We start from the raw sequence: 22,157 nt of genomic DNA, 5'->3' as shown, positions 1-22,157 counted from the left end.
TATCGTAATATTTAATCAACAGTATATGCAACTGTAATATCATTTAGTTTTATCAATAAATTAATGAATGTTTCCTTTTCCTTTTTTGTAAAATGTTCATCAAGATATTCATTAAATTTGCGGACAACACCCTTTGCCAAGTGTTTCTTTTCTTTCCCAAAATCAGTTAAAAAAACTTTTACAGAACGTTTATCACCAACAGACGTTTCACGATAAATCAGGTTGGCCTCTTCCATGTTATTTAACATGCGGGATAAGCTTGTTGCCTTAACGCCAAGTAAGGCCGCAAGATTAGAAACAGCTGTTCCTTCTTCCTCATTAATATTGATTAGCATATAACCAATTGCCTGGGTGATACCAAATGTAGATGCCATCTGATTATACTTATTAAACATATTTTGCCAGGCAAACTTAACGTGGTAATCTAATGTTTGTTGTTGCTTCATTTGGTTAATTTATTATGCTTGCATAGCAAAGCTAACGAATGTATTTTGTTAATGCAAGCAGAAAATTCAAAAAATTTGTCAAAAGATTCTTATAATAGATCACACAAATGAAACATTAACATGCTACAAATGAAAAGAATCTTGCTACTTATTGCATTCATCCTAGCAGGTGTGGTTGTTAGAGCACAGGTATCCTATTTTGGGAATGAGACAAGTAACGTTGAAAAATTGAAGGTATTAAAAAACACGACAACTTTATTTACATTTCAGTATGCTGATTATGCTGAATTAGAAAAGTTTGAGGAAGCCATCAGAAAAACGTGGACAATTACACCATTTAAAATTATAAAGCCGGAGGAACTTGCTGCATACGATACCCTGGCAAATTATTCTTTCTTCTATTTTGATGCTTATCCGGAAAAAACAGACACAGTAACGAAGGCAAATGTAGTCTACTTGCTTAAGCTGATTACACCCTCTGTTAGACCAAAGCAAAAAGATGAAAGCATATTCGCCACCGTAACCCTTTTTCCAGATGTTTATACTGAATTAACAGTTAAAAAAACCGTTGATAAACTTGGCTCCCGGAAAAGTATTAAAAAAGATATGTTAAATATGCTTTATAACAACTCTAGATTTGCTAACTGGTCGCCGGGATTTTTAGGAGGCTATCTTAAACAAATAAATGATGGATTACTTTTAGCAGAAAGCCGGCAAATAGACTATCAGTTCTATAATAAAAAAAGGCTTCCGGAATTGGCAAAAGAAACGTTGTATGTGCCAGAGTATGTGAGAGAAATATTTTCATCGCGATCTGCCAGATTACCCAGAGTAAATAGCGTTCAGGAGCCATATAATTACAAGCTGAAATTTTTACCCTCTAAAGAATTAGACAGCTTAACACTAACTCAGGATGCAAATATTAAATACCTGGTTTACACACAGCGATCTAACGATAAAATCATCAGCATTTATGACAGTAAAGACAAAAAGATTATCTATCAAAAATTTTATTATCAATCCCCGGGTTTTGAGATGAATGATTTAATCGACATAAAAAATGTAATTAAGTCTATTAAATAGATGCAAAGCTGAAACCAAATTCAATACACCTCAATCCAATTCAGTACACTTTCTTAAGCTACCGCTCTGATAGAACTTCACTGACCCCATCAGTAAATTTCTTAATTTTTATAAAGCCTTCAGCCGAATTGTGTTGCTTGTCAAAATAAATGCTTAGTGCCCCTTCAGTCGCTTTTATTTTTACCCGTTCACCATCTGGCAATTTTACAGTTGTATCTACTTTTTGATCCACAGGCAGATCATTCCTTAATTGCTTAACGATGTAATTTTTAAGCCTTCCTGTTTTACTTACCGGATAAACCGCATCATAGATAAAGGCAGTTTCAGTGTCTTTAACGTGAATGCTTAGATTACTGTTATTTGTTTTACAGCCAAAGCCTAACGTAATCGTTAAAAGCATGATGGCATAGGTAATTTTTTTCATTTCTTTTGTAGTTGATTGGTTGATTAGTCCATTGGGTGAATAACTTAATGACAATTGATATTGCAAACTGGTAATTGTTAACTGTAACCCAATATTGTTAATTGGTTATTGATAATTGTTTATTGCTAATTGAATATTAATTGTTATTGTTATTGGTCATTGCAAACTGGTAATTGTTAATGCAAACTAAGTATTGTAAACTGGCTATTATTCTGATTAACCCCCTGCCCTGCCCTTGATATCGTCTGTTGCGGTATTTCTGGACCTTGCCGATTTCACATTCTGGTTACCAAAACCGTAGCTGATGCTGAAATTCGCCCGTCTGCTGGTATAATGGTTGGTTACACGCAGGTTAACATTTTGATAATCGAGTGCGCCCTTCCAGTAATTCGTTAAGAGGATGTCATCCATATTCAATCTCAATTTCAGCTTTTTATTCAGCATACTTTTCTGGATACCCGCATTTAAGGCGTACTGTGGAATTGTAGTTTGCTCCACTCCGTAAACTTTTGGCGAATTATACCAGAAACTTACTTCAACCGTAAAATTATTTGGTAAAATAAATGATTGGGAAGTATTGAAATTATAAGCCAGTTTACCTGCGCTATAAGCTGCGCCTTGGAGGTTTCCATCGCTGAATTTGTTGTAATATAAACTTACGTTGTTCTGCATATTCCACCATTTCGCGACTTTTATCGGGAAATATAAATTTGCTGAGTAATTTTGTGCCCGCCCTAAATTCTGTCTTATTACATTCACAATTCGGGTTACCTCATCCTGCTGGCTGATTTGTGTTATTAAATCTTTGGTATTCGAATAATTCACTGAAAATGAAATTTCTTTATAACTGTACCCGATTTCAAAATTATCAGTGAATTGCGGTTTCAGGTAAGGATTTCCCTGATCAACAGCGTAAGGGTCCATGTAAAAAGCAAATGGATTTAGTTGTTGATAGTTTGGCCTGTCTACACGACGACTGTAAGAATACCTGATGTTGTTATTCTCGTTTAGTTTTTGATTCACAAAAGCTGTGGGGAATAACGAAAGATAATTTCTATCTACCTCTTTGTTGCTGGTAACCGAATTTCCATTGGAATGCGTATGTTCTGCCCTTAGGCCTAACTGAATTTTCCAAACTTTCCACTCTTTGCCAAAGTTTACATAAGCCGCGTTGATGTTTTCTTTGTAGATAAAGTTATTTGACTTACCTAAATCATTCTGCCAAAGGCCTGACAGAAACTGTTCTGAAAGAAAATTGTTGTGTGTAACCACATAACTGCTTTTCAGGCCCGTTTCAAACTTCATCGTTTTATTAATTGGCAGCGTTAAATCCGTTTTGGCCGCAACAATATCTATGTTCGCATCTGTATTATTCCTTAATAAGGTTGAATTGGTTTGCTGCCCGCTTTGATTTAAATATCTTGCATCGAATTGCTCGTCTTTTTTATTATTGAAATTGGAATAATCAGCATCGAAAGTGATGTTCTTTCCTGTTTTATCGAAATCATGCTTAACGTTAAAGTTTGCCGTTAAATTATTGGCAGGCGATTTTGAATAGGCATTTTGCACCACTGAATTATTGCTCGCCACGTTCGATTGTACCTCGCGGATAAACGTATTACTGAAATTATCAAGTTTAGTATCTACCGTATTTGCGTCAACCATAATGCCAAAAACGGTTTTTTCCGATGCATAGTAATCTGCTCCCAACTTCCCCTGGAAACCCACGCCTTTATTTTTCCGATCAAAATCTTGTGTAAAAGCACTCGACAGACCGTTTGCAAAGGTAGTACGGGTTAGGAAAGTGTTATTGAAGTTAGATTTTCTGGCCGCGGTCCCATTGCCAAAAATATTCCATTTACCCTCCCGGTGATTTAAGCTGATGTTTACTCCCGCACGAGCCAAATCCGTCGGCGAATCTGGCATAAAACCTTGTCCGCCGTTAAGTGATACCGTTCCATTCGTTCCGAAAGCTTTATTTCTTTTTAATTTTATGTTGATGATACCAGCATTTCCAGAAGCATCATATTTTGATGACGGATTGGTAATCAACTCAATGGTAGCAATCTGTTCGCTGCTCATGTTACTCAATAAGGTAGTCACATCAGCACCCGACAGAAAATTAGTCTTTCCATCTATCATAATGGTTACACCCGATTTATTGTTCAGTTTTATCTGTTCACTTTGGCGATCAACTTGCACTCCCGGCGCTTTTTCTAAAACTTCCAGTGCGGTACTTCCAGAAGCGACGATGCTGTTCTCAACGTTTAAGACAGTTTTGTCCATCTGGTGCTCAATGTAAGGCTTGCGGCCCTGAACACTCACTTCTTTAAGCTGTTTTGCATCATTCTCCATTTTTACATCCGCCATTTTTAAATCATCGTTTAACGCAAATGCCGCCGTGCCCCTGGCTTTATAGCCCACCATTGAAATCAACAATTGGTATTTTCCTACCTTCAGCTGGTCGAAAATAAATTCTCCATCGACATTGGTAGAACCGCTTTTTACTACCGTTGTGTCAGAAGAATTTAGAACTTTAACTACTGCAAAGGGCAAAGCCTGGCCTTTTTCATCAACAACTTTTCCGGAAAGTTTAACGATTTTTTGGGCAAAGGAAACCCCACATACCATAAGGCATGCAATTAGCATAAATAATGTTTTCATGATGTTTTTTTTAAGTCATTCAAACCTGGCGTTAACCATACTTAGCAGAATTATGATGTCTTCTAACTTTGTTTAGCTATAAAAGATTTCTCCAACCTGGTCGAAAGACGATTAATCGTTCTTACTAATTGCCTGTGTTATCCTCAACATTAATACCCAGCTCCTCTTTAACTTCTTTTACTCTATTGGATATCGAATCCTGGTAAAGAGAATCGACCGGCTTCGTTTTTCTCAAAGATTCTAAATCAAGTAATTCCTTTTTCAACTTTTTCTTATGTAAAGCTTCTTCTTTTAATTGAGCGATACACCGCAAACCATCTTCAGTCATTATCCAGGTACTGTAATTATCTGAATCGTTCTCTTTTTCATCACAATCCCAGGTTCCGTAATTGTTAATGTAACGGTAAGCATCGTGTTTAATAATCAGCTTCGTTCCAACAGGCAACTCTAGGTTTATCCATACTTCCTGGTTTCTCCATATGGTACCCTTTCTTAATTGAAAGCGTGGATTAAAAATCAGCAATGCATCTTTTGAGTTGTAATTGTAACTTATATTCTGAGCATTTTGCAAGGCGCTTTGAAAGGTTTTCCCCTGCGATTCGAATTTCTGTACGATGCGTGTTACACCATTTTCACTTTTGTTAATATTAATACGAATGTTGTTTGGCGAAACAAATGGTCCGTCTTCGAAATCATCTACCACAATCTGATTTCTTTGATTGGCATCAATATGATAAGCAATGCTATCCTCTTTACTAAAATATTTGCTTTTATCAATATCAATGGTGTATGTCGGCAAGGTTTTTAACTCTGTAGTCTGTGTCAGTTCTGCATGTTGTTTAAATTCTGATGAAATTTTTGCTGCCTGATAACCAACGGTTGCAGCACCTGCCAGCCAGATGATCAGCAATGCAAAAGAAAGCGTTTTGTTTATTGCTTGTTTGCTAAAAGCAACCCGGATGGAAAAGAGAACCAGTGCTAAAACAGGGATGAAACACACAATAAAAGCGCTAAACAAAATTACACCCCTGTTGCCCTCATTAACGATCGAAAACGGGAAGTACTCATATATGCTGGCATCCCAAAATCCCTGAAAAGCAGCCACGCCAACAATTAAACTTAACAAAAATAGAACTCCAAATACGACAATAACGATTGCAATAATTTTAAAAATTACCTTCCCGGTTCCTGATATGAAACGACCCAGCCATTCAAAAAACTCACCTATAAAATTACCTAAGCGGGCAAAAACAGGCTGCGCATGCTTGTTAGCTTCCGATAGGCGTTCCCTGACTGCCTGTAGCTCTTCGTCTAAATTCTTCTGAAAACCCTGAAGATTTGCCGGTTCGCCCTTCATCTCCATCTTTTCAATCCTCGATGTCGCCTTTGGCATAATAATCCAAAGCAACGCATAGACAAGAACACCAGTTCCTCCTAAAAAAACAGTCAGGACCGCGGCCAGACGAATCCATTTTACATCAAAATCGAGGTAATGCCCAATACCGGCACAAACACCTGCAACAACCCGTTCGTCCATATCCCGGTAGAGTTTCTTGTCGGTAGGTTGCGCTTGAAAGCTCGCATGAACCATTGGCTCTTCCTCTGTAGTCGCTTCAGCGTTATCAAAATCCTGAACGCGGCCCATCAGACCAATAACCGAATTGACGTTGCCGGCATCAACAACCTGTTTTTTCTGCTCTTCCAATTGTTCGGTTAACAATTCTGCGATACGATTTTCTATATCTGTAACAATTTCCAAATCATCTGCATGATTGGCAAAATAGTGCTTCACTTCATTTAAGTAAGCCTTCAGTAGCTCGTAGGCGCTTTCCTCAATGTGGATTATGGTGTTGCCTATATTTATGATGATGGTCTTTTCCATTTCTTTGCGGTTAAAAATTTTTTACGAATTGGCTCCTTTTTGTGAAATACCTACAGCATAAGCCAGCTCCTGCCAGGTTTGGTCTAATTGAGATAAAATGCCTTTACCTTCTTCGGTCAAGGTGTAATATTTGCGGGGCGGTCCTGAGGTAGATTCTACCCAGTTGTAACTTAATAAACCATTGTTTTTAAGCCTGGTTAATAATGGATATAATGTGCCCTCAACCACCAAAAGTTTTGCCGACCTCAATTCGGCAATAATGTCTGAGGCGTAAATTTCTCCTCTTGCGATAATTGATAAAACACAGTATTCCAGAATTCCTTTCCGCATTTGTGTTTGCGTATTTTCTGCTATCATAATACAAAGATATATGTTTTATAATGTACTATGCAATACATAGTACTAAAATTTATTTTATATTTATTATAAAATATTGATAATCAATGATTTATTTTTTTATTAATTTTTTTATCGAACCAGGTATTGACCTTTTTTCTAAGATTTCTCGAAAAGCTGATGCAATAACTTTTCTATTTTGGCAGTTCCGATATCGCCTGTAGTCCCGATTTGAAGAATGGAAATCGGGCGCCATTTGGCTCTATCGGGCTTAGATTAGTTAAGATTTCGCAAAGAATTCACCATGTTAAATTGACAAAAAGCATTATTATTCTATTGGTCGATGTCTCACCGAGCAACGTTAAACAAAGGAATTTTTTTCGGTCGGTAAGACACCAACCGATAGGTAAGAATCTTATTTAGTTTGCTCCGTCATTCTCGCGCAGGCGGGAACCACGATTGCTCAGCGAAGCTAATCTTAAAGCGCCCAGCAATAGCATTAGGATTATTCATAGGTTTTCCTTTCTTCAAAGGCATTCATAAGCAATCGTGGTTCCCAATTAAATTGGGAATGACGACGTATTGAAATAATTTGCTTTTGAGTCAGCGTCAATCTTTTTGAGACAGCCTCATGATTCGGAAAAGACATAAACTCTAAATAAAACTCAGGGGAACAAAAAAATATACAAACAAGGTCGATTTAATATATTTTGATAATTTTACGGCATCATAAAACATGTCCATGAAAACCATCAAGCACATTACTGAATACAATTAAGCCCTTTCAGTGCTCGATAGTTTTCATACCTATGAAAACAAAATAAAATCATGAAAAAATCGATCGCCAGCATTGTTGCTGAGGCAAATCAAAGCGGAGAAGGAACGCTGAAAAGAACTTTAGGGCCTGTAAATTTAATACTGATTGGCGTTGGCTTAACTTTAGGCGCAGGATTATTTTCGATAACAGGACTAGCGGCAGCCAACCATTCTGGTCCGGCAGTAACATTATCCTTTGTTATCGCAGCTTTAGGTTGTGGCTTTGCAGCACTGTGTTATGCAGAATTTGCATCAATGATTCCCGTTGCAGGTAGCGCCTACACGTATTCGTATGCTACAATGGGCGAGCTTTTTGCCTGGATAATCGGTTGGGATTTGGTGTTGGAATATTCTGTAGGTTGCGCAACCGTTGCCATAAGCTGGTCGCAGTATTTGACTCGTTTTTTAGGAAGTTTAGGCATTTACTTACCTCCGCAACTTACCCTATCCCCTTTCGAAACCGCAAAACTTGCCGATGGTTCAACTGTTAATGGCATAGTAAACATACCTGCAGCATTGGTTGTTGTTTTAATGACGGCCATTTTAATCCGTGGCACCAAAGGTTCAGCCATCGTTAATGGCATTATCGTATTCTTAAAAGTCGGTGTTGTTTTGGTTTTCATTGCCTTGGGCTGGCAATATATAGACCCGGCAAATTACCATCCGTACATTCCTGAAAATACAGGTACATTCGGACACTTTGGTTGGAGCGGCGTTTTACGCGGTGCAGGTTTGGTTTTCTTCGTTTTTATCGGGTTCGATGCTGTAGCAGCATCTGCTCAGGAAACCAAAAATCCATCAAGAGATTTGCCAATCGGAATCATTGGATCCTTATTAGTCTGCACCGTTCTGTTTGGCTTATTTGGTCACGTAATGACGGGTTTAGCGAACTATAAAGAATTTGCTAACAGTGGCGCGCCAGTTGCCATTGCGATAGAAAAAACACCTTATGGCTGGTTAAGTCAAGCGATTATTTTGGCTATCTTAATTGGATATACTTCAGTTATCTTAATCGACCTGATGGCACAATCTCGCATGTTTTATTCAATTAGCAAGGATGGCTTGTTGCCTAAAATATTCTCCGACGTCCACCCAAAATTCAAAACGCCCTGGAAATCAAATATCATGCTTTGCATTTTCATAGGCATTTTTGCCGCATTCGTACCTATGAATGTTGTTGGAGAAATGACAAGTATTGGAACCTTGCTAGCTTTCCTAATGGTTTGTGTAGGAATTTTAATCCTCAGAAAAACAGACCCCAACGCGAAACGTCCGTTTAAAGTACCATTCGTTCCGGTAATTCCCATATTGGGGATTTTGGTGTGCCTCATTATGATGGCTTTCTTACCGTGGGAAACCTGGTTGAGATTAGGTGTTTGGCTTGCTATCGGTTTAGCCATCTATTTCTGGTATGGTAAAAAGAACAGTAAATTAAAATCCGGCGAATAAATAAATTTAGGTTAACCTATTGGTTAATATACAACTAGGCTTTTTAAAGTGTTTCTTATTAAATACAATGCTCCTGTGATGTATTAAGACTTCTTTTTATCAAGCGTATAAATATCAGTTAGTTAACAAAAAAATATTAGTTATTAACAATTCAACATAATTCTGTTCTTTTGGCTTGGCTTTTGTTTTATAGGAAATAACCTATAAAAACATTTGCCATGATTATTAAATTAGACACGTCAGTTTTCAAGCTTGCCAGACAGAAAGTACAAACCGAAGAAAAAATTTTTAGCCCTTTAACCAGGACCCAATGGATAAACGCAGATAGAATTGTAATGGCTGCTATGTTCATTGTTACGATAGCGGGTGCGATTTTATTTTAGTTTAAATGATTTATCAAAAATCTTCTGAAATCATTTCCCTATTCATCATCACAGCTGCAACTGTACCCTGTGCAGTAATTATTGATAAAGACCTCATTAAGGTTGTGCAATCTCCCGCAGCATAAATGCCTGTTGTGGTGGTTTTCTGTTGTTCATCTATTTTTATAGTATTAAACTCAGTAAGCTCAAAGCCTAATTGAACATCAAAATCTGTATGCTGCGCCACATCTGCTCTTGCATACATGGCTTTCAAAGCTAATCGCTCTCCATTTGCAAATACCACATTTTCCAGCTGACCGTTTGTATGCTCCAAAGCCACAATTTCATCTTCTATTATTGCTATTGATTTAGATTTTAATTTTTCGGTCTGCACTGATGCTAATTGTGATTTCCCATTGGTTAAAATAGTCAAATCTTTGTTCCAGTGGTTTAAAGTTTTGGCCATCTCAAAAGCATGCTCACCGTTCATTAATAACGCAATTTTCTCATCCCTAACTTCATAGCCATGGCAATATGGGCAGTGAATTACAGAAATTCCCCAACACTCGGCAAAGCCTTCAATATCAGGAAATAGATCTTTTAAGCCGGTAGCAATAAGTAATTTCCTTGATGAATATTTTGTCAATCCGTTTATGGTGATACCAAAACCTGGAGTTAATTGTTCTGCTGAATCTACAGTTCCTTCAATAAATTTTACCGTGGAATATTTTAAGACTTCGGCCTTCGCCTTTGCTGAAATATCAGCTGGCTTATCCCCATCGTGCGTTAAAAAATTATGAGAATTCGGCGTTTGCCTGTTGCAGGGTTTACCGTTGTCTATAATAAGTACTTTTCTTCTTCCCCGCCCGAGGGCCAATGCGGCCGATAAACCAGCGTAACTGCCTCCAATTATAATTACATCAAAATCCATATTTAGTTCTTTTGAACAAAAGAACGAAAATAATTAACAAATGCATCAATGTTGCATTAAATAAATGTCATCTTTTTGAAAATGGATGCCTTGATAAAAGAACCATAATAAAATTTTTCTTTGAGAACTCCATAGTTATCCTTTAGAAAATACGGACTCATATCGATAAGCTTACTGGCTTCCACAATCCTGATGAGTTTAAAAAACAGGTACATCGATTTCAGCATCAACCATTTCCACCACTTGCCATTTTTAACATTCAAACTAAAATCAACCATAAACCAAAGTCCATGTGTGTTAAGTAATTTATCAAGCTTTTTAAAAACACTTTCTGCTTTTGGCTTACTGAAATTATCGAACAGAAAGGGGGTCAATATAACATCGAATGAGTCGTTTGTTGAAAAGTCTTCCACACCGATATTTACAAAATTAATCGAATTGTTCTGATGATTCCTAGCCTTTGAAAGTGAAATCATTCTAGACGAAAGCTCCACATAAGTTATTTTTAAACCCATAGGGAAAATTTTGGATATATACTCTAAAATCCAGCCTGTACCTCCACCAACAATCAGTATTGAACTATTTTCTGGTATATATTTTAACTGGTTAATTTGAGCATTAACCTGCGATTTCCCAAATACCAGGCGACTTAAAACATCGTAGTGGTTTGCTATTTTATCGTAGTTATTGAACATTTTCAGGATTAAATGATTTTCAGGATTTGAGCGCCTTAACCACGCTTAACTTTACGCTTTGTGCTATTTAACAAACTGCATTCCGATAATTCCACATATGGCTTTAAACAAAATAAGTCCATCAATTACCATTAAATAATATAAGATATTTTTCCGCCTATGCATAGAATATGCGACATAGATGGTTAAAAGAAATGGAAACACATTGCAAATCACCTGTGGCCAACCAAAGCCTTTATAGTCGGCGAATATCCCAAGAGCTATTAATCCAATTATCAGTAACGGAATTAGAATACTGAAAATGGTTTTTCGCAAACCGTAACGCACAACGAACGTTCTCAAATGCTTGTTGGCATCTGTGGGATAATCTTTGATATCAAAAATGATGGCATTCACGGTGCAGAACATCCAGTTTTTAATAAAAAGCCAAGTCCACAATACGGAATCATGGTAACCAATACCAGTTTCTAATTTAAGCATAATCAGCGGCAGCACATTGGCACAGCAGGCCCACACAAAACCAATAACAAAAGCCTTTAACCAACCGGTATTACGAAGATTAAAGTTTAAAAATGATTTGGGCAATAACCCATAATACAACCCTCCGGCTGTTACGATGATTACAATTGCAACCCAATAGATTACAGGAAGATTGAATATATTGCTGAAATTCTGATAAAGAAGATTTATAGCCAGTACCACGCAAAAAGCAAAGAGCATGCCCTGACTCCAATTAATGAAATTTTTGTTTTTAAAGTACCATTTGCTTCTTGGATTTGCGGCTAATGGCTTAGCAGAGACCTTATTATAAGCATAGGTATAATAAATTATCGGCGCTGTAAAAAGCAATAGATAGTAGTTTAACGAATTGAAGGGTAATCGCAATTGAAGCGTTGCCTCAATTGTTAACGCAACAGCTAAAATACCTACAAAGTAGTTTCCAAAAAAAATAAAGCGGATTATTTTCCCCATTGCAGGCTACTAGTTATTGGCTGACTATTTGCCCAATTTCGGATATAAAATTGAATAATTTCAAAATAATTTAACACAAAAAAAGCCTTTCAGTTTCCTGAAAGGCTTCGTGGGAAATGATCCCGATTGAAAATCGGGACGCCCCCTCGGCGTAAACAAGGTGCGCTAAACCAGCTGAGTTAATTCCCTAATAGCAAAAAAGCCTCTCAATAAATTGAAAGGCTTTTAATTGTGGGAAATGAGGGGTTCGAACCCCCGACCCCCTCGGTGTAAACGAGGTGCTCTGAACCAGCTGAGCTAATTTCCCCTTGGTTAATGGGTTATTCTATTAAAAAAGCCTCTTAGTTAAACTAAAAGGCTTAGTGGGAAATGAGGGGTTCGAACCCCCGACCCCCTCGGTGTAAACGAGGTGCTCTGAACCAGCTGAGCTAATTTCCCTTTCCTTTTGGGAATGCAAATATAGCGCTATAATCTTGTTTCGCAAATCTTTTTTATTTTTTTTCAGCTTAACAATGTTTCTAATATTCGATGCGATTGCACTTCACCAAATGAAGCCGTATGTAAGGTATAGAAAACCAATATCTTATCAAGCAAAAAACGCCTTTTCGAATTACTTATTTTTATTTCCGAAATTTTCTCGAGAGGCGTATTAAATAAGGAGATAAAATCAAAAGCATCCTCCAATGAAAGGTAATTTAGATGAATAGGCACCCTGGAAACAAATTCACCTTCCTGCAAATCGAAATATATTTGATCCGTTCGTCTTCGTTCGTTTGGTGAAAAACCTAAAAAACGGGTTAGCTTCAATAGAAAGGCTAGATGAAAATTTGGATTAAAGCCTTCACTTTCATCAAACCAGGCTATGGAATTAAAAATGTAATCGAACAAATCATCGTCGGCAGATTGTTGGCGGATGCTTTTATACAACACTTCATTCAGAAAGATGACGATACTCGATTTTACAATATCGTAAGGGATGCGCTTAAAAACAGGGGTTTGACGAACTTCAGAAACGCGCTGAATGTTGGTGTTCATTTTATGATAAACAACCATATCCAGTAAATGAAGTGATTGAAGCATGTTCATTTTAACCTTAGCTCGCGGCTTTTTAACACCGTTGATAAGATAAGATTGCATTCCGAATTTATCCGTAAGCACCTGCACAATTACACTGCTTTCGCTGTAATTAGTTGTTTTCAATACAATCCCCCTGACCTTGTGCAACATGTAGTTAAAACCTTTTTTTCAAAAGTATGTTATTTGTGCAAATTTAATTGCGCAAAAAATCATTCGGATTTATAAATAAGATTAGTTTTGCCCTTATCATTATAATTAAAACCAGACTAACACATGTGGGTAAAGCTATCAAGGTTTATTCTTCAGAACCGCATTTCAATTATCGTATTTTTTTTACTTGGTACCGTTTTCATGGCTTTTCAGGCCAAAAATGTAAAATTATCTTATACAGGAAGTAAAATATTACCCATCACCGACAGTGCTTTCATTAAATACAACAATTTTAAAAAGACATTTGGTGAAGACGGAAGTGTGATGGTGATTGGCATAAAATCGCCAGAAATTTTTAAGAAAGACATTTATAACAGGTGGTCACAGCTTTCCAACGAAATTCAAAAGCTAAAGGGCATAAAAGCAGTTTTATCTTCAGCCAAAATTTTTCAATTGGAGAAAGATACCATTGGGCAAAAATTCGTATTAAAGCCGATACCAGGAAGCCCGGTGACAACGGATGCCGAAATGGATTCTATTAAAAACATTTTATATAACACTCCGTTTTTCGAGGGGCTGGTTTACAATAAGCAAAATGCCACTTTAATGGCAATAACCTTCGATACTAAGATCCTAAATACCGCAGAAAGAAATCCAATCTTAAAACAAATAGAAGACAAAGCGAAAGCTTTTCAGGACAAAACGAAAATACAGGTCCATATTTCAGGTTTGCCTTATATCCGGACAGCTGTAAGCAAATTGGTGAGTAATGAATTTGTACTCTTCCTGGGTTTATCTATCCTGGTTTCAGCCATTATTTTATTAATTTTCTTCAGGAAATTCTACGCTGTCTTCTTCCCGATTTTGGTTGTAGTTATGGGTGTGGTCTGGAGCGTCGGAACCTTGGTTTTATTTGGATTCGAGTTAACAATTCTAACGGGTTTAATTCCACCACTTATTGTAATTATCGGCATTCCAAACAGCATTTTATTGCTGAATAAATACCAGAACGAATTAAGAAAAGATGGCGATAAACAACGGGCTCTAAGCGTTACAATAGAAAGAATTGCGGTTACTACCTTAATCGCAAACATCACCGCTGCAATTGGCTTCGGTGTTTTATATTTTACAGGCAGTGAATTATTAATGCAATTTGGTAGCGTGGCTTCAATTAATGTAATGATTACCTGGTTAATGTGCTTATGCTTAATCCCGATAATTTTCAGTTATTTACCTGCGCCAAAATTAAAGGCACAAACCCATGTCGAAGCAGGGTTTTTACATAAGCTATTGGTTAAAACCGACAATCTTGTCCAGCAAAAAAGCAGCTTGATTTACATTGGCACAGCGGTAATTTCTATTGTCGCTTTTATTGGTGTGATGAAGATTAATGTAAATGGTTATGTGGTTGATGACTTACCAAAAAACTCTAAAATCTTAACGGATTTGAAATTCTTCGAGAAAAATTTCGAGGGAATTTTGCCGCTGGAAGTGAGTGTAAATACCAGGAAAAAGAACGGTGTTTTCAACTTAACCAATCTGAAAAGAATGGAAAAAATGGAAAAAATGATTTCCGAATATCCGGAATTTTCCCGTTCCATTTCAGTTAATATGGGTTTAAAATATGCAACCCAGGCTTTCTATAACAATGATTCTACTTTCTTCCGTTTGCCGGACAATATGGAGAAAAACTTTATTCTGGCTTATATCGCCAGCGGCGGAAAAGGAAACGCAAGCTTGTTAACTAATTTCGTGAGTAAAGATAACCAGAGCACCAGGATTAGTTTTCAGATGGCGGATGTCGGCTCCAAACGTTTGGATGCGATTATGGCAGAATTGAAGCCACGTATCGACAGCATTTTAACGCCCGATAAATTTGATGTCGAATTGACTGGATCGAGCGTGATATTCTCAAAAGGAACCGATTATATGCTGAAGCATCTATTTGAAAGTATCGGTTTGGCAATTGTACTAATTTCACTCTTACGCCTGGCACAATTTAAAAGCCTTGGCATCATGCTTATTTCTTTATTGCCAAATATAGTTCCGCTCATCATTACAGCAGGAATTATGGGTTATTTTGGAATTTCGCTAAAGCCCTCAACTATTTTAATTTTTACAATTGCTTTTGGACTGGCATCTGACCAAACCATATATTTCTTAACCCGCTACCAGCAGGAATTGAATTTAACAAATTTTGGCGTGCCAAAAATCGTGACCGACACGATTACGGAAACGGGCGTAAGCATGACACACATTGCCTTAATTCTGTTTTTCGGTTTCGGAATATTTACGGCCTCCACTTTCGGCGGAACAGTAGTTTTAGGCTTACTACTTTCCATAACCTTGTTTGTAGCCTTGATTTTTAACTTAACCTTATTACCAGCACTGGTTTTGTGGCTGGATAAAAAGAAAGTCAGGAAAATGATTTCTGATGAAGAATCGGCCAAAAATGCTGGTGAGTTTGACCATTAGAAGCTCTCAAACCTTATAGGTTTTTAAAACCTATAAGGTTTCACTATATTTAGGGAAAAATTGCCATGAAATATTTAGATAAATTTCATCCCGACAATTTTTACCACATATTTAATCATGCAGTTGGAAAAGAAAATCTATTCAACTACCACGATAATTATATTTTCTTCCTTTCAAAATTTGATGATTACGTATCGCCAATAGCAAAAACGTTTTGTTATTGCCTGATGCCCAACCATTTTCATATACTCGTTCAAATTAGAGATGAAGATATAATAAGAACTTTAGCAAAAAATAATGATGAAAGTCTCGACTTTCACAAGTTTGTATTGCAAAGTTCAGCAATTTCTAAATAGTTATGCAAAGGCCTTTAATAAGCAAAATAAAAGGAAAGGAGCGCTTTTCTTAGATTTTACCAGAAGAATTGAAATCAAAGATGAGTCGTATTTCTCGAAATTAATAAATTACATTCATCAGAACCCTGTTCATCATCAGTTTTGCAAGTTGCCTGAGGATTGGGATTACTCATCTTATAATTCAATTATCTCAATAAATAAAAAATCAAAATTAGAAAGAAATGCTGTTTTCGACTGGTTTGGAGGTATAGAAGAATTTATAGCATTTCACAAAAAAGAAAAATTTTCAAATTTTGACTTTCCAAACTTATAAGGTTTTCAAAACCTTATAGGCTTAACTCCTACTCTGCAACCGGCTTTTCTTCTTCTTCATCTACAGGAACCTCGACCGTTGGATCGGTGATAATCTCTGCATTCCCATCATTATCTTTTTTCGCGAAAATAATCGGATATAACATCCAAAGCGAGCCAACTATTACAAATACGCCTGCCAGTATTTGCATATACCGGGCCCAACTTATTTCGTAAGCATCTAAAATACGGTAGGCGATAAAAGAGAGTACACCAAGAACAAGCATTAAAATGGCTTTTTGTAATTTAAGGAGCTTAATCATACCGTTTTTTTTAATTTGATAATATGAACTAAAACAAAGATAAGCCCGATTAGTTCAATCAGGCCACAGGAATAAAATGCATAACGCAAAAAATCGCGATTGCTTGATTAATAACGGCGACAATTGGCAGTGCGATTACAGCAACAACCATTAAAGAAAGTCCGGTATTAAATAATTTCACATTAAAGTATTTCCATCAAAACTACCAAAATTTGAGCGAAAAACTTTAACTTTGCAACCTTAATTTTTTGAGGTACTTAATTGATGTATAGCGAATTTAAACAATTGGATCTTGCCAAAATAGGGCAAGAAATACTGGATTTCTGGAAAGAAGAAAACATCTTTGAAAAAAGCATTTCTTCCCGCTCAAAATCCAATCCGTTTACTTTTTACGAGGGACCACCATCCGCCAACGGTATGCCAGGGATTCACCACGTAATGGCTCGTGCTATTAAAGATATTTTTTGCCGCTACAAAACAATTAAAGGCTACCAGGTTAAGAGAAAAGCTGGCTGGGATACGCATGGCTTACCCGTTGAATTGGGCACTGAAAAGGAATTGGGTATAACCAAGGAAGATATCGGTAAAACCATTTCTATTGAAGACTATAACGAAGCCTGTAAGAAAACAGTAATGCGTTACACCGATGTGTGGAACGATTTGACTGAAAAAATGGGTTATTGGGTAGATATGGACGACCCATACATCACCTACAAATCGAAATACATGGAGTCGGTTTGGTGGCTTTTGAAACAGATTTATGATAAAGGATTAATTTATAAAGGCTACACCATTCAGCCCTATTCGCCGAAAGCAGGAACCGGTTTAAGTTCTCACGAAGTGAACCAACCCGGTGCTTATCGCGATGTTACCGATACCACAATTGTCGCACAGTTTAAAAGCCTCACCCCAACCCTCTCCGAAGGAGAGGGAGCTAATAGTGTGGCTAAAGCATTTCGTCTTGCCTATCCCCCTTCGAAGGAATTAGGGGAGGATTTTTATTTCCTCGCCTGGACAACAACCCCCTGGACTTTACCATCCAACACAGCTTTAACTGTTGGACCAAAAATTGATTATGTTTTAGTTAAAACTTTTAACCAATATACTTTCTTGCCAACGAATGTAATTTTGGCAAAAAGCCTAGTTGGAAAACAATTCAGTAAAGGTTTTTTTGAAAGTAACGAAGCTGAAGATTTTACAAATTTCAAAACTGGAGACAAGAAAATACCATATCAAATCCTTGCCGAATGCAAAGGAACTGACCTGGTCGGAATTAAATATGAGCAACTTTTAACTTACGCTTTACCATACAACAATCCTGAAAACGCCTTCCGGGTAATTTCTGGTGATTTCGTAACGACAGAAGATGGGACCGGAATTGTACACACGGCACCTACTTTCGGTGCCGATGATGCTAAAGTTGCTAAAGAAGCAGTTCCGGAAATTCCGCCGATGTTGGTATTAGATGATAACGAAATCCTAGTTCCGCTGGTAGATTTACAAGGAAAATTTACCAAACATGTTGGTCCTTTTGCTGGCAAATATGTCAAGAATGAATATTATACTGCTGGCGAAGCACCTGAAAAATCGGTTGATGTAGAAATCGCGATTTTATTAAAAGAAGAAAATAAAGCTTTTAAAGTAGAAAAATATGTTCACAGTTACCCACATAGTTGGAGAACTGATGAGCCACTTTTATATTATCCTTTAGATTCGTGGTTTATCAAAGTAACGGATGTTAAAGACAGGATGTTCGACCTGAATGAAACGATCAACTGGAAACCAAAGTCTACAGGCGAGGGCCGTTTCGGTAATTGGTTAAAAAATGCCAACGACTGGAATCTATCTCGTTCAAGATATTGGGGAATTCCTTTGCCAATCTGGAGAACAGAAGACAAAAAAGAGGAAGTTTTAATCGGTTCGGTTGAAGAACTTTATAACGCTATTGAAAAATCTATAGCAGCGGGTTTCCAGAAAGAAAATCCGTTCAAAGGATTTGAAATCGGAAATATGTCTGAAGACAACTATAGTTTGATAGATTTACATAAAAATGTGGTCGATAAAATTACTTTAGTTTCTCCATCTGGTAAACCAATGGTTCGCGAAAGTGATTTAATTGATGTTTGGTTCGATTCTGGCGCTATGCCTTATGCACAGTGGCATTATCCTTTTGAAAACAAAGAAAGTATTGATGGAAACGAAGATTTCCCGGCAGATTTTATTGCTGAAGGTGTAGATCAAACTCGTGGTTGGTTTTATACTCTTCACGCCATTTCTACACTGGTTTTCGATAAGGTTGCCTACAAAAATGTAGTTTCAAATGGATTAGTGCTGGATAAAAACGGGCAGAAAATGTCGAAACGTTTAGGCAATGCAGCAGATCCGTTCCAAACCATTAATGAATATGGCGCCGATGCAACGCGCTGGTATATGATTTCAAATGCAAATCCATGGGATAACCTGAAATTTGACATCGAGGGCATTGCAGAAGTTCGCCGTAAATTCTTCGGAACACTTTACAATACCTATGCATTCTTTGCTTTATATGCAAATATCGACAAGTTCGAAATCGATAAAAATAACTTAAGCAAAGTTGAAGACAGGACAGAATTAGATCGTTGGATTTTGTCGTTGTTACAAAATTTAATCAACGAAGTTGATGAAGCTTACAACGCATACGAGCCAACCAAAGCAACGCGTTCGATTCAGGCTTTTGTTGATGAACATTTAAGCAACTGGTACATCAGGTTAAGCCGCCGCCGTTTCTGGAAAGGCGAAATGACGGATGATAAACGTGCAGCATATGAAACGCTTTACACCTGTCTGGAAACTTTAGCGCAGCTGATGAGTCCTGTTGCGCCTTTCTTTGCCGATTGGTTGTATAGAAATTTAAGCGTTAACGATAAAAATGCAGAACAATCTGTTCACTTAACATTATGGACAGCTGCCGACGAAAGCCTAATTGACACAGATTTGAATGAGCGCATGGTATATGCCCAGGATATTTCTTCGATGGTTTTATCCTTGCGTAAAAAATCCAGCATCAATGTCCGTCAGCCTTTAGAAAAAATTTTAATCCCATCCTTAAGTAGCGAATTCGAGCAAAAAATATCAAAAGTAGCCGATTACATCCTTTCAGAAACAAATGTTAAAAATATCGAATTCATTACCGATACGCATGGCATTGTAAAGAAAAAAGTTAAACCAAACTTTAAGGTTTTAGGTGCAAAGGTCGGTAAAAGCATGAAAGCCATTGCTGATGCAATTAACAATTTCAGCCAGGAGGATATTTTTACTTTAGAAAAAGAAGGACAAATAACTATCTCAACTGATCCTAAACTCGGCGACAGTATTTCATACGATGTACAACTCTTAGATGTAGAAATCATTGCAGAAGATATCCCAGGATGGCAGGTGACCAATTTAGGCAGCTTGACTGTTGCTTTGGATGTAACCATTTCTGAAGAGTTGAAACAAGAGGGGATTTCCCGCGAACTGGTGAACAGAATTCAAAATTTACGTAAAGAATTAAATTTTGAAGTGACTGATAGGATTAAAGTAGCTTTACAAAATGATAACCTTGTTACCGCAGCAGTTGCTAAAAACAAGGCCTACATTTGCGCAGAAATTTTAGCCGATGAATTAGAATTAACAGATGAAGCGTTTAGCTCAAACAAAATCACTATAGACGATGTTGAATTAAGCATTTCGGTAACTAAAATATAAATCCATATCTTAGAAAACTAAATTAAAAAAATGGAAAACAGTAACAAAACACGCTACTCAGACAGTGAACTTCAGGAATTTAAAGAATTAATTCAAGATAAATTACGCATAGCGAAAGAGGAACTTAATGCATTAACATCATCATTAAGTAACCCTAACGCTAATGGTACGGAAGATACTTCAGGAGCGTACAAAACATTAGAAGATGGTTCCGCAACCATGGAAAAAGAGCAGATTAACCAGTTAGCTGCCCGTCAGAAGAAGTTTATTGATAACCTGGAAAACGCTTTAGTTCGTATCGAAAACAAAACCTATGGCATTTGCCGTGAAACCGGTAAACTTATCCAGAAAGAACGTTTACGTGCGGTTCCGCACGCTACTTTGAGTATGGAAGCTAAACTAAAACAAAGTTAATGAAAGGCTATACAAAACCTTTAATCGTTATCTTTTTAGTTTTACTTGCTGATCAGGCACTTAAAACCTGGATTAAAACCAATATGTACCTTGGCCAGGAATTCAAAATCCTTGGCCAATGGTTTATCATTCATTTTACTGAAAATAATGGTATGGCCTTCGGGATGGAATTTGGTGGTGAGTTTGGAAAATTAGCTTTATCATTATTCCGTATTGTCGCCGTTGCAGGTATCGGCTATGGTTTGCATTATTTAATCAAACACAAATACCATCGTGGTTTAATCTTAAATGTTGCCTTAATCTTTGCAGGCGCATTGGGCAACATCATCGATTCTGTATTTTATGGTAAAATATATGGCTATGAAACCTGGTTTCATGGCCGCGTTGTCGACATGCTTTATTTTCCGATTGCCGAAGGACATTTCCCAAGCTGGATTCCGATTTGGGGTGGCGACGAGTTCGTTTTCTTCAGACCGGTTTTTAACCTTGCAGATGCCGCAATTTCAGTTGGCGTTGTGCTTATCCTTATCTTCCAGAAAAACTATTTCAAAGAAGATGTAAAAGATGAAGTAAGCATTAACAGCGAGATCGTGGAAGAGTAAAACGACATTTTGTAAAACCCTGGCTTATTAAAAAGCTACAATGCAAAACAGCACCTGACCATTAAATGATCAGGTGCTGTTTTTATAATTCCTAGTGTCTTTGCTATTGGCTTAATGTAAAAACATAATGCATTTAAGCTAAATACCACCATTTTTTACCACTGCTACAGTAACCATTAGCTGCCCGACATGTCGCATGGTATGTTCAGCTGCATGTACCAATAAACCAATAACCGTTGATGGTAAACCTGCACGACCGATTCCCCTGAAATTATCTAAAGTTGATCCATCAGTAACTTTAATTTGTTCGATTGCTATATCAACCTGTTTATTAAACCTGTTCACTAAATCTGAAACGGTATAACCCTCCGGTCTATCCTTACCTTCTTCTGCCAATTCTTCAAATTGAAATTCCGAGAGCTTTTCATTTCTGGCATAGGTAAAAACCCTGTCTAAAACGCCGCTTAAGTGTTGAAGATGAAAACCAGTTGAAGCCATTCCTGCAGGACGATTCCATAACAATTCAACGGGGAATTCAAACATATAAACATTAATCTCTTCCCTTGCCTGTAATAATGCATGGGCAACTGGTTGTAGAACCGGTATTATATCAGGCAAGGGACCTCGCTGCCAAACTTCTAATTTTTGCGCCATTATTTTTAAGATTCTTTTCTAAAGGCAAT

The 22,157-nt window shown here is 37.2% G+C and carries 19 protein-coding genes and 2 tRNA genes; 8 read left to right on the top strand and 13 right to left on the bottom strand.

Annotated features, from left to right (window positions below):
- Nucleotides 1-11: 11 nt before the first annotated feature.
- Nucleotides 12-446, bottom strand: coding sequence for a MarR family winged helix-turn-helix transcriptional regulator (locus ASF92_RS03215; protein ID WP_056087678.1), 435 nt, complete (start codon nucleotides 444-446; stop codon nucleotides 12-14).
- 129 nt (nucleotides 447-575) lie between these two features.
- Between ASF92_RS03215 and ASF92_RS03210 the strand changes: the two genes are divergently transcribed.
- On the top strand, nucleotides 576-1,529 hold the full coding sequence (locus tag ASF92_RS03210; protein ID WP_056087675.1) for a hypothetical protein: 954 nt from the start codon (nucleotides 576-578) through the stop codon (nucleotides 1,527-1,529).
- Between the two features lie 58 nt (nucleotides 1,530-1,587).
- Here the strand turns inward: ASF92_RS03210 and ASF92_RS03205 are convergent, their stop codons facing one another.
- From ASF92_RS03205 to ASF92_RS03190, 4 genes are all read right to left on the bottom strand, one after another.
- Nucleotides 1,588-1,953 (bottom strand): hypothetical protein, encoded by a 366-nt coding sequence (locus ASF92_RS03205; protein WP_157263694.1) that lies wholly within the window; start codon nucleotides 1,951-1,953, stop codon nucleotides 1,588-1,590.
- A 216-nt stretch (nucleotides 1,954-2,169) separates the two neighbouring features.
- Nucleotides 2,170-4,617 carry an outer membrane beta-barrel family protein gene (locus tag ASF92_RS03200; protein WP_056087667.1) on the bottom strand — a complete coding sequence of 816 codons (2,448 nt, stop codon included), beginning with the start codon at nucleotides 4,615-4,617 and terminating at the stop codon, nucleotides 2,170-2,172.
- Nucleotides 4,618-4,741: 124 nt separating this feature from the next.
- Entirely contained in the window at nucleotides 4,742-6,499 is a 1,758-nt protein-coding gene (locus ASF92_RS03195; protein WP_056087664.1) for a PspC domain-containing protein, read from the bottom strand.
- Between the two features lie 21 nt (nucleotides 6,500-6,520).
- Nucleotides 6,521-6,856 carry a PadR family transcriptional regulator gene (locus ASF92_RS03190; protein WP_056087661.1) on the bottom strand — a complete coding sequence of 112 codons (336 nt, stop codon included), beginning with the start codon at nucleotides 6,854-6,856 and terminating at the stop codon, nucleotides 6,521-6,523.
- Between the two features lie 807 nt (nucleotides 6,857-7,663).
- Between ASF92_RS03190 and ASF92_RS03185 the strand changes: the two genes are divergently transcribed.
- Together ASF92_RS03185 and ASF92_RS21150 are read left to right on the top strand one after the other, a co-directional pair.
- Nucleotides 7,664-9,100 carry an amino acid permease gene (locus ASF92_RS03185; RefSeq protein WP_056087658.1) on the top strand — a complete coding sequence of 479 codons (1,437 nt, stop codon included), beginning with the start codon at nucleotides 7,664-7,666 and terminating at the stop codon, nucleotides 9,098-9,100.
- Nucleotides 9,101-9,318: 218 nt separating this feature from the next.
- Complete coding sequence (locus ASF92_RS21150; RefSeq protein ID WP_197413219.1) at nucleotides 9,319-9,483, top strand: hypothetical protein; 165 nt, start codon at nucleotides 9,319-9,321, stop codon at nucleotides 9,481-9,483.
- A gap of 13 nt (nucleotides 9,484-9,496) precedes the next feature.
- Here the strand turns inward: ASF92_RS21150 and ASF92_RS03180 are convergent, their stop codons facing one another.
- From ASF92_RS03180 to recO, 6 genes are all read right to left on the bottom strand, one after another.
- Complete coding sequence (locus tag ASF92_RS03180; protein ID WP_056087656.1) at nucleotides 9,497-10,393, bottom strand: NAD(P)/FAD-dependent oxidoreductase; 897 nt, start codon at nucleotides 10,391-10,393, stop codon at nucleotides 9,497-9,499.
- Nucleotides 10,394-10,449: 56 nt separating this feature from the next.
- Nucleotides 10,450-11,088: a class I SAM-dependent methyltransferase gene (locus tag ASF92_RS03175; protein WP_056087652.1), complete on the bottom strand. Its 639-nt coding sequence runs from the start codon at nucleotides 11,086-11,088 to the stop codon at nucleotides 10,450-10,452.
- Between the two features lie 63 nt (nucleotides 11,089-11,151).
- Complete coding sequence (locus tag ASF92_RS03170; RefSeq protein WP_056087649.1) at nucleotides 11,152-12,060, bottom strand: hypothetical protein; 909 nt, start codon at nucleotides 12,058-12,060, stop codon at nucleotides 11,152-11,154.
- Between the two features lie 232 nt (nucleotides 12,061-12,292).
- A tRNA-Val gene (locus ASF92_RS03165) sits at nucleotides 12,293-12,367 on the bottom strand.
- 56 nt (nucleotides 12,368-12,423) lie between these two features.
- Nucleotides 12,424-12,498: transfer RNA gene (locus tag ASF92_RS03160), tRNA-Val, on the bottom strand.
- 63 nt (nucleotides 12,499-12,561) lie between these two features.
- Nucleotides 12,562-13,287, bottom strand: a complete 726-nt coding sequence (recO, locus tag ASF92_RS03155; protein WP_056087645.1) for a DNA repair protein RecO — start codon at nucleotides 13,285-13,287, stop codon at nucleotides 12,562-12,564.
- Between the two features lie 123 nt (nucleotides 13,288-13,410).
- Between recO and ASF92_RS03150 the strand changes: the two genes are divergently transcribed.
- Both ASF92_RS03150 and ASF92_RS21145 read left to right on the top strand, forming a co-directional pair.
- Nucleotides 13,411-15,762 carry an RND family transporter gene (locus ASF92_RS03150; protein WP_056087643.1) on the top strand — a complete coding sequence of 784 codons (2,352 nt, stop codon included), beginning with the start codon at nucleotides 13,411-13,413 and terminating at the stop codon, nucleotides 15,760-15,762.
- A 297-nt stretch (nucleotides 15,763-16,059) separates the two neighbouring features.
- The gene (locus ASF92_RS21145) at nucleotides 16,060-16,431 is read left to right on the top strand and encodes a hypothetical protein (RefSeq protein ID WP_197413218.1); all 372 of its coding nucleotides are present in this window, start codon (nucleotides 16,060-16,062) and stop codon (nucleotides 16,429-16,431) included.
- A 28-nt stretch (nucleotides 16,432-16,459) separates the two neighbouring features.
- Here ASF92_RS21145 and ASF92_RS03140 read toward each other — a convergent pair whose 3' ends face one another.
- The gene (locus ASF92_RS03140; protein ID WP_056087638.1) at nucleotides 16,460-16,732 is read right to left on the bottom strand and encodes a hypothetical protein; all 273 of its coding nucleotides are present in this window, start codon (nucleotides 16,730-16,732) and stop codon (nucleotides 16,460-16,462) included.
- A 264-nt stretch (nucleotides 16,733-16,996) separates the two neighbouring features.
- On the opposite strand from ASF92_RS03140, the gene ileS reads away from it, so the two are divergent.
- Genes ileS through ASF92_RS03125 form a run of 3 tightly spaced genes read left to right on the top strand, consistent with a single transcriptional unit; the run spans nucleotide 16,997 to nucleotide 21,474 of the window.
- Complete coding sequence (gene ileS / locus ASF92_RS03135; RefSeq protein ID WP_056087635.1) at nucleotides 16,997-20,458, top strand: isoleucine--tRNA ligase; 3,462 nt, start codon at nucleotides 16,997-16,999, stop codon at nucleotides 20,456-20,458.
- 30 nt (nucleotides 20,459-20,488) lie between these two features.
- On the top strand, nucleotides 20,489-20,872 hold the full coding sequence (locus ASF92_RS03130; protein ID WP_056087634.1) for a TraR/DksA C4-type zinc finger protein: 384 nt from the start codon (nucleotides 20,489-20,491) through the stop codon (nucleotides 20,870-20,872).
- Nucleotides 20,872-21,474: a lipoprotein signal peptidase gene (locus tag ASF92_RS03125; protein ID WP_056087630.1), complete on the top strand. Its 603-nt coding sequence runs from the start codon at nucleotides 20,872-20,874 to the stop codon at nucleotides 21,472-21,474. The genes ASF92_RS03130 and ASF92_RS03125 overlap by 1 nt, the downstream gene beginning before the upstream one ends.
- A 138-nt stretch (nucleotides 21,475-21,612) precedes the next feature.
- Here the strand turns inward: ASF92_RS03125 and ASF92_RS03120 are convergent, their stop codons facing one another.
- Nucleotides 21,613-22,128, bottom strand: coding sequence for a DinB family protein (locus ASF92_RS03120; protein WP_056087628.1), 516 nt, complete (start codon nucleotides 22,126-22,128; stop codon nucleotides 21,613-21,615).
- Nucleotides 22,129-22,157: the final 29 nt, after the last annotated feature.

The sequence above is a fragment of the Pedobacter sp. Leaf176 genome (genome assembly GCF_001424305.1).
Classification (GTDB): Bacteria; Bacteroidota; Bacteroidia; order Sphingobacteriales; family Sphingobacteriaceae; genus Pedobacter.
Note: the sequence above shows the minus strand (reverse complement) of the source record. Positions and strands in the feature narration are given on the sequence as shown.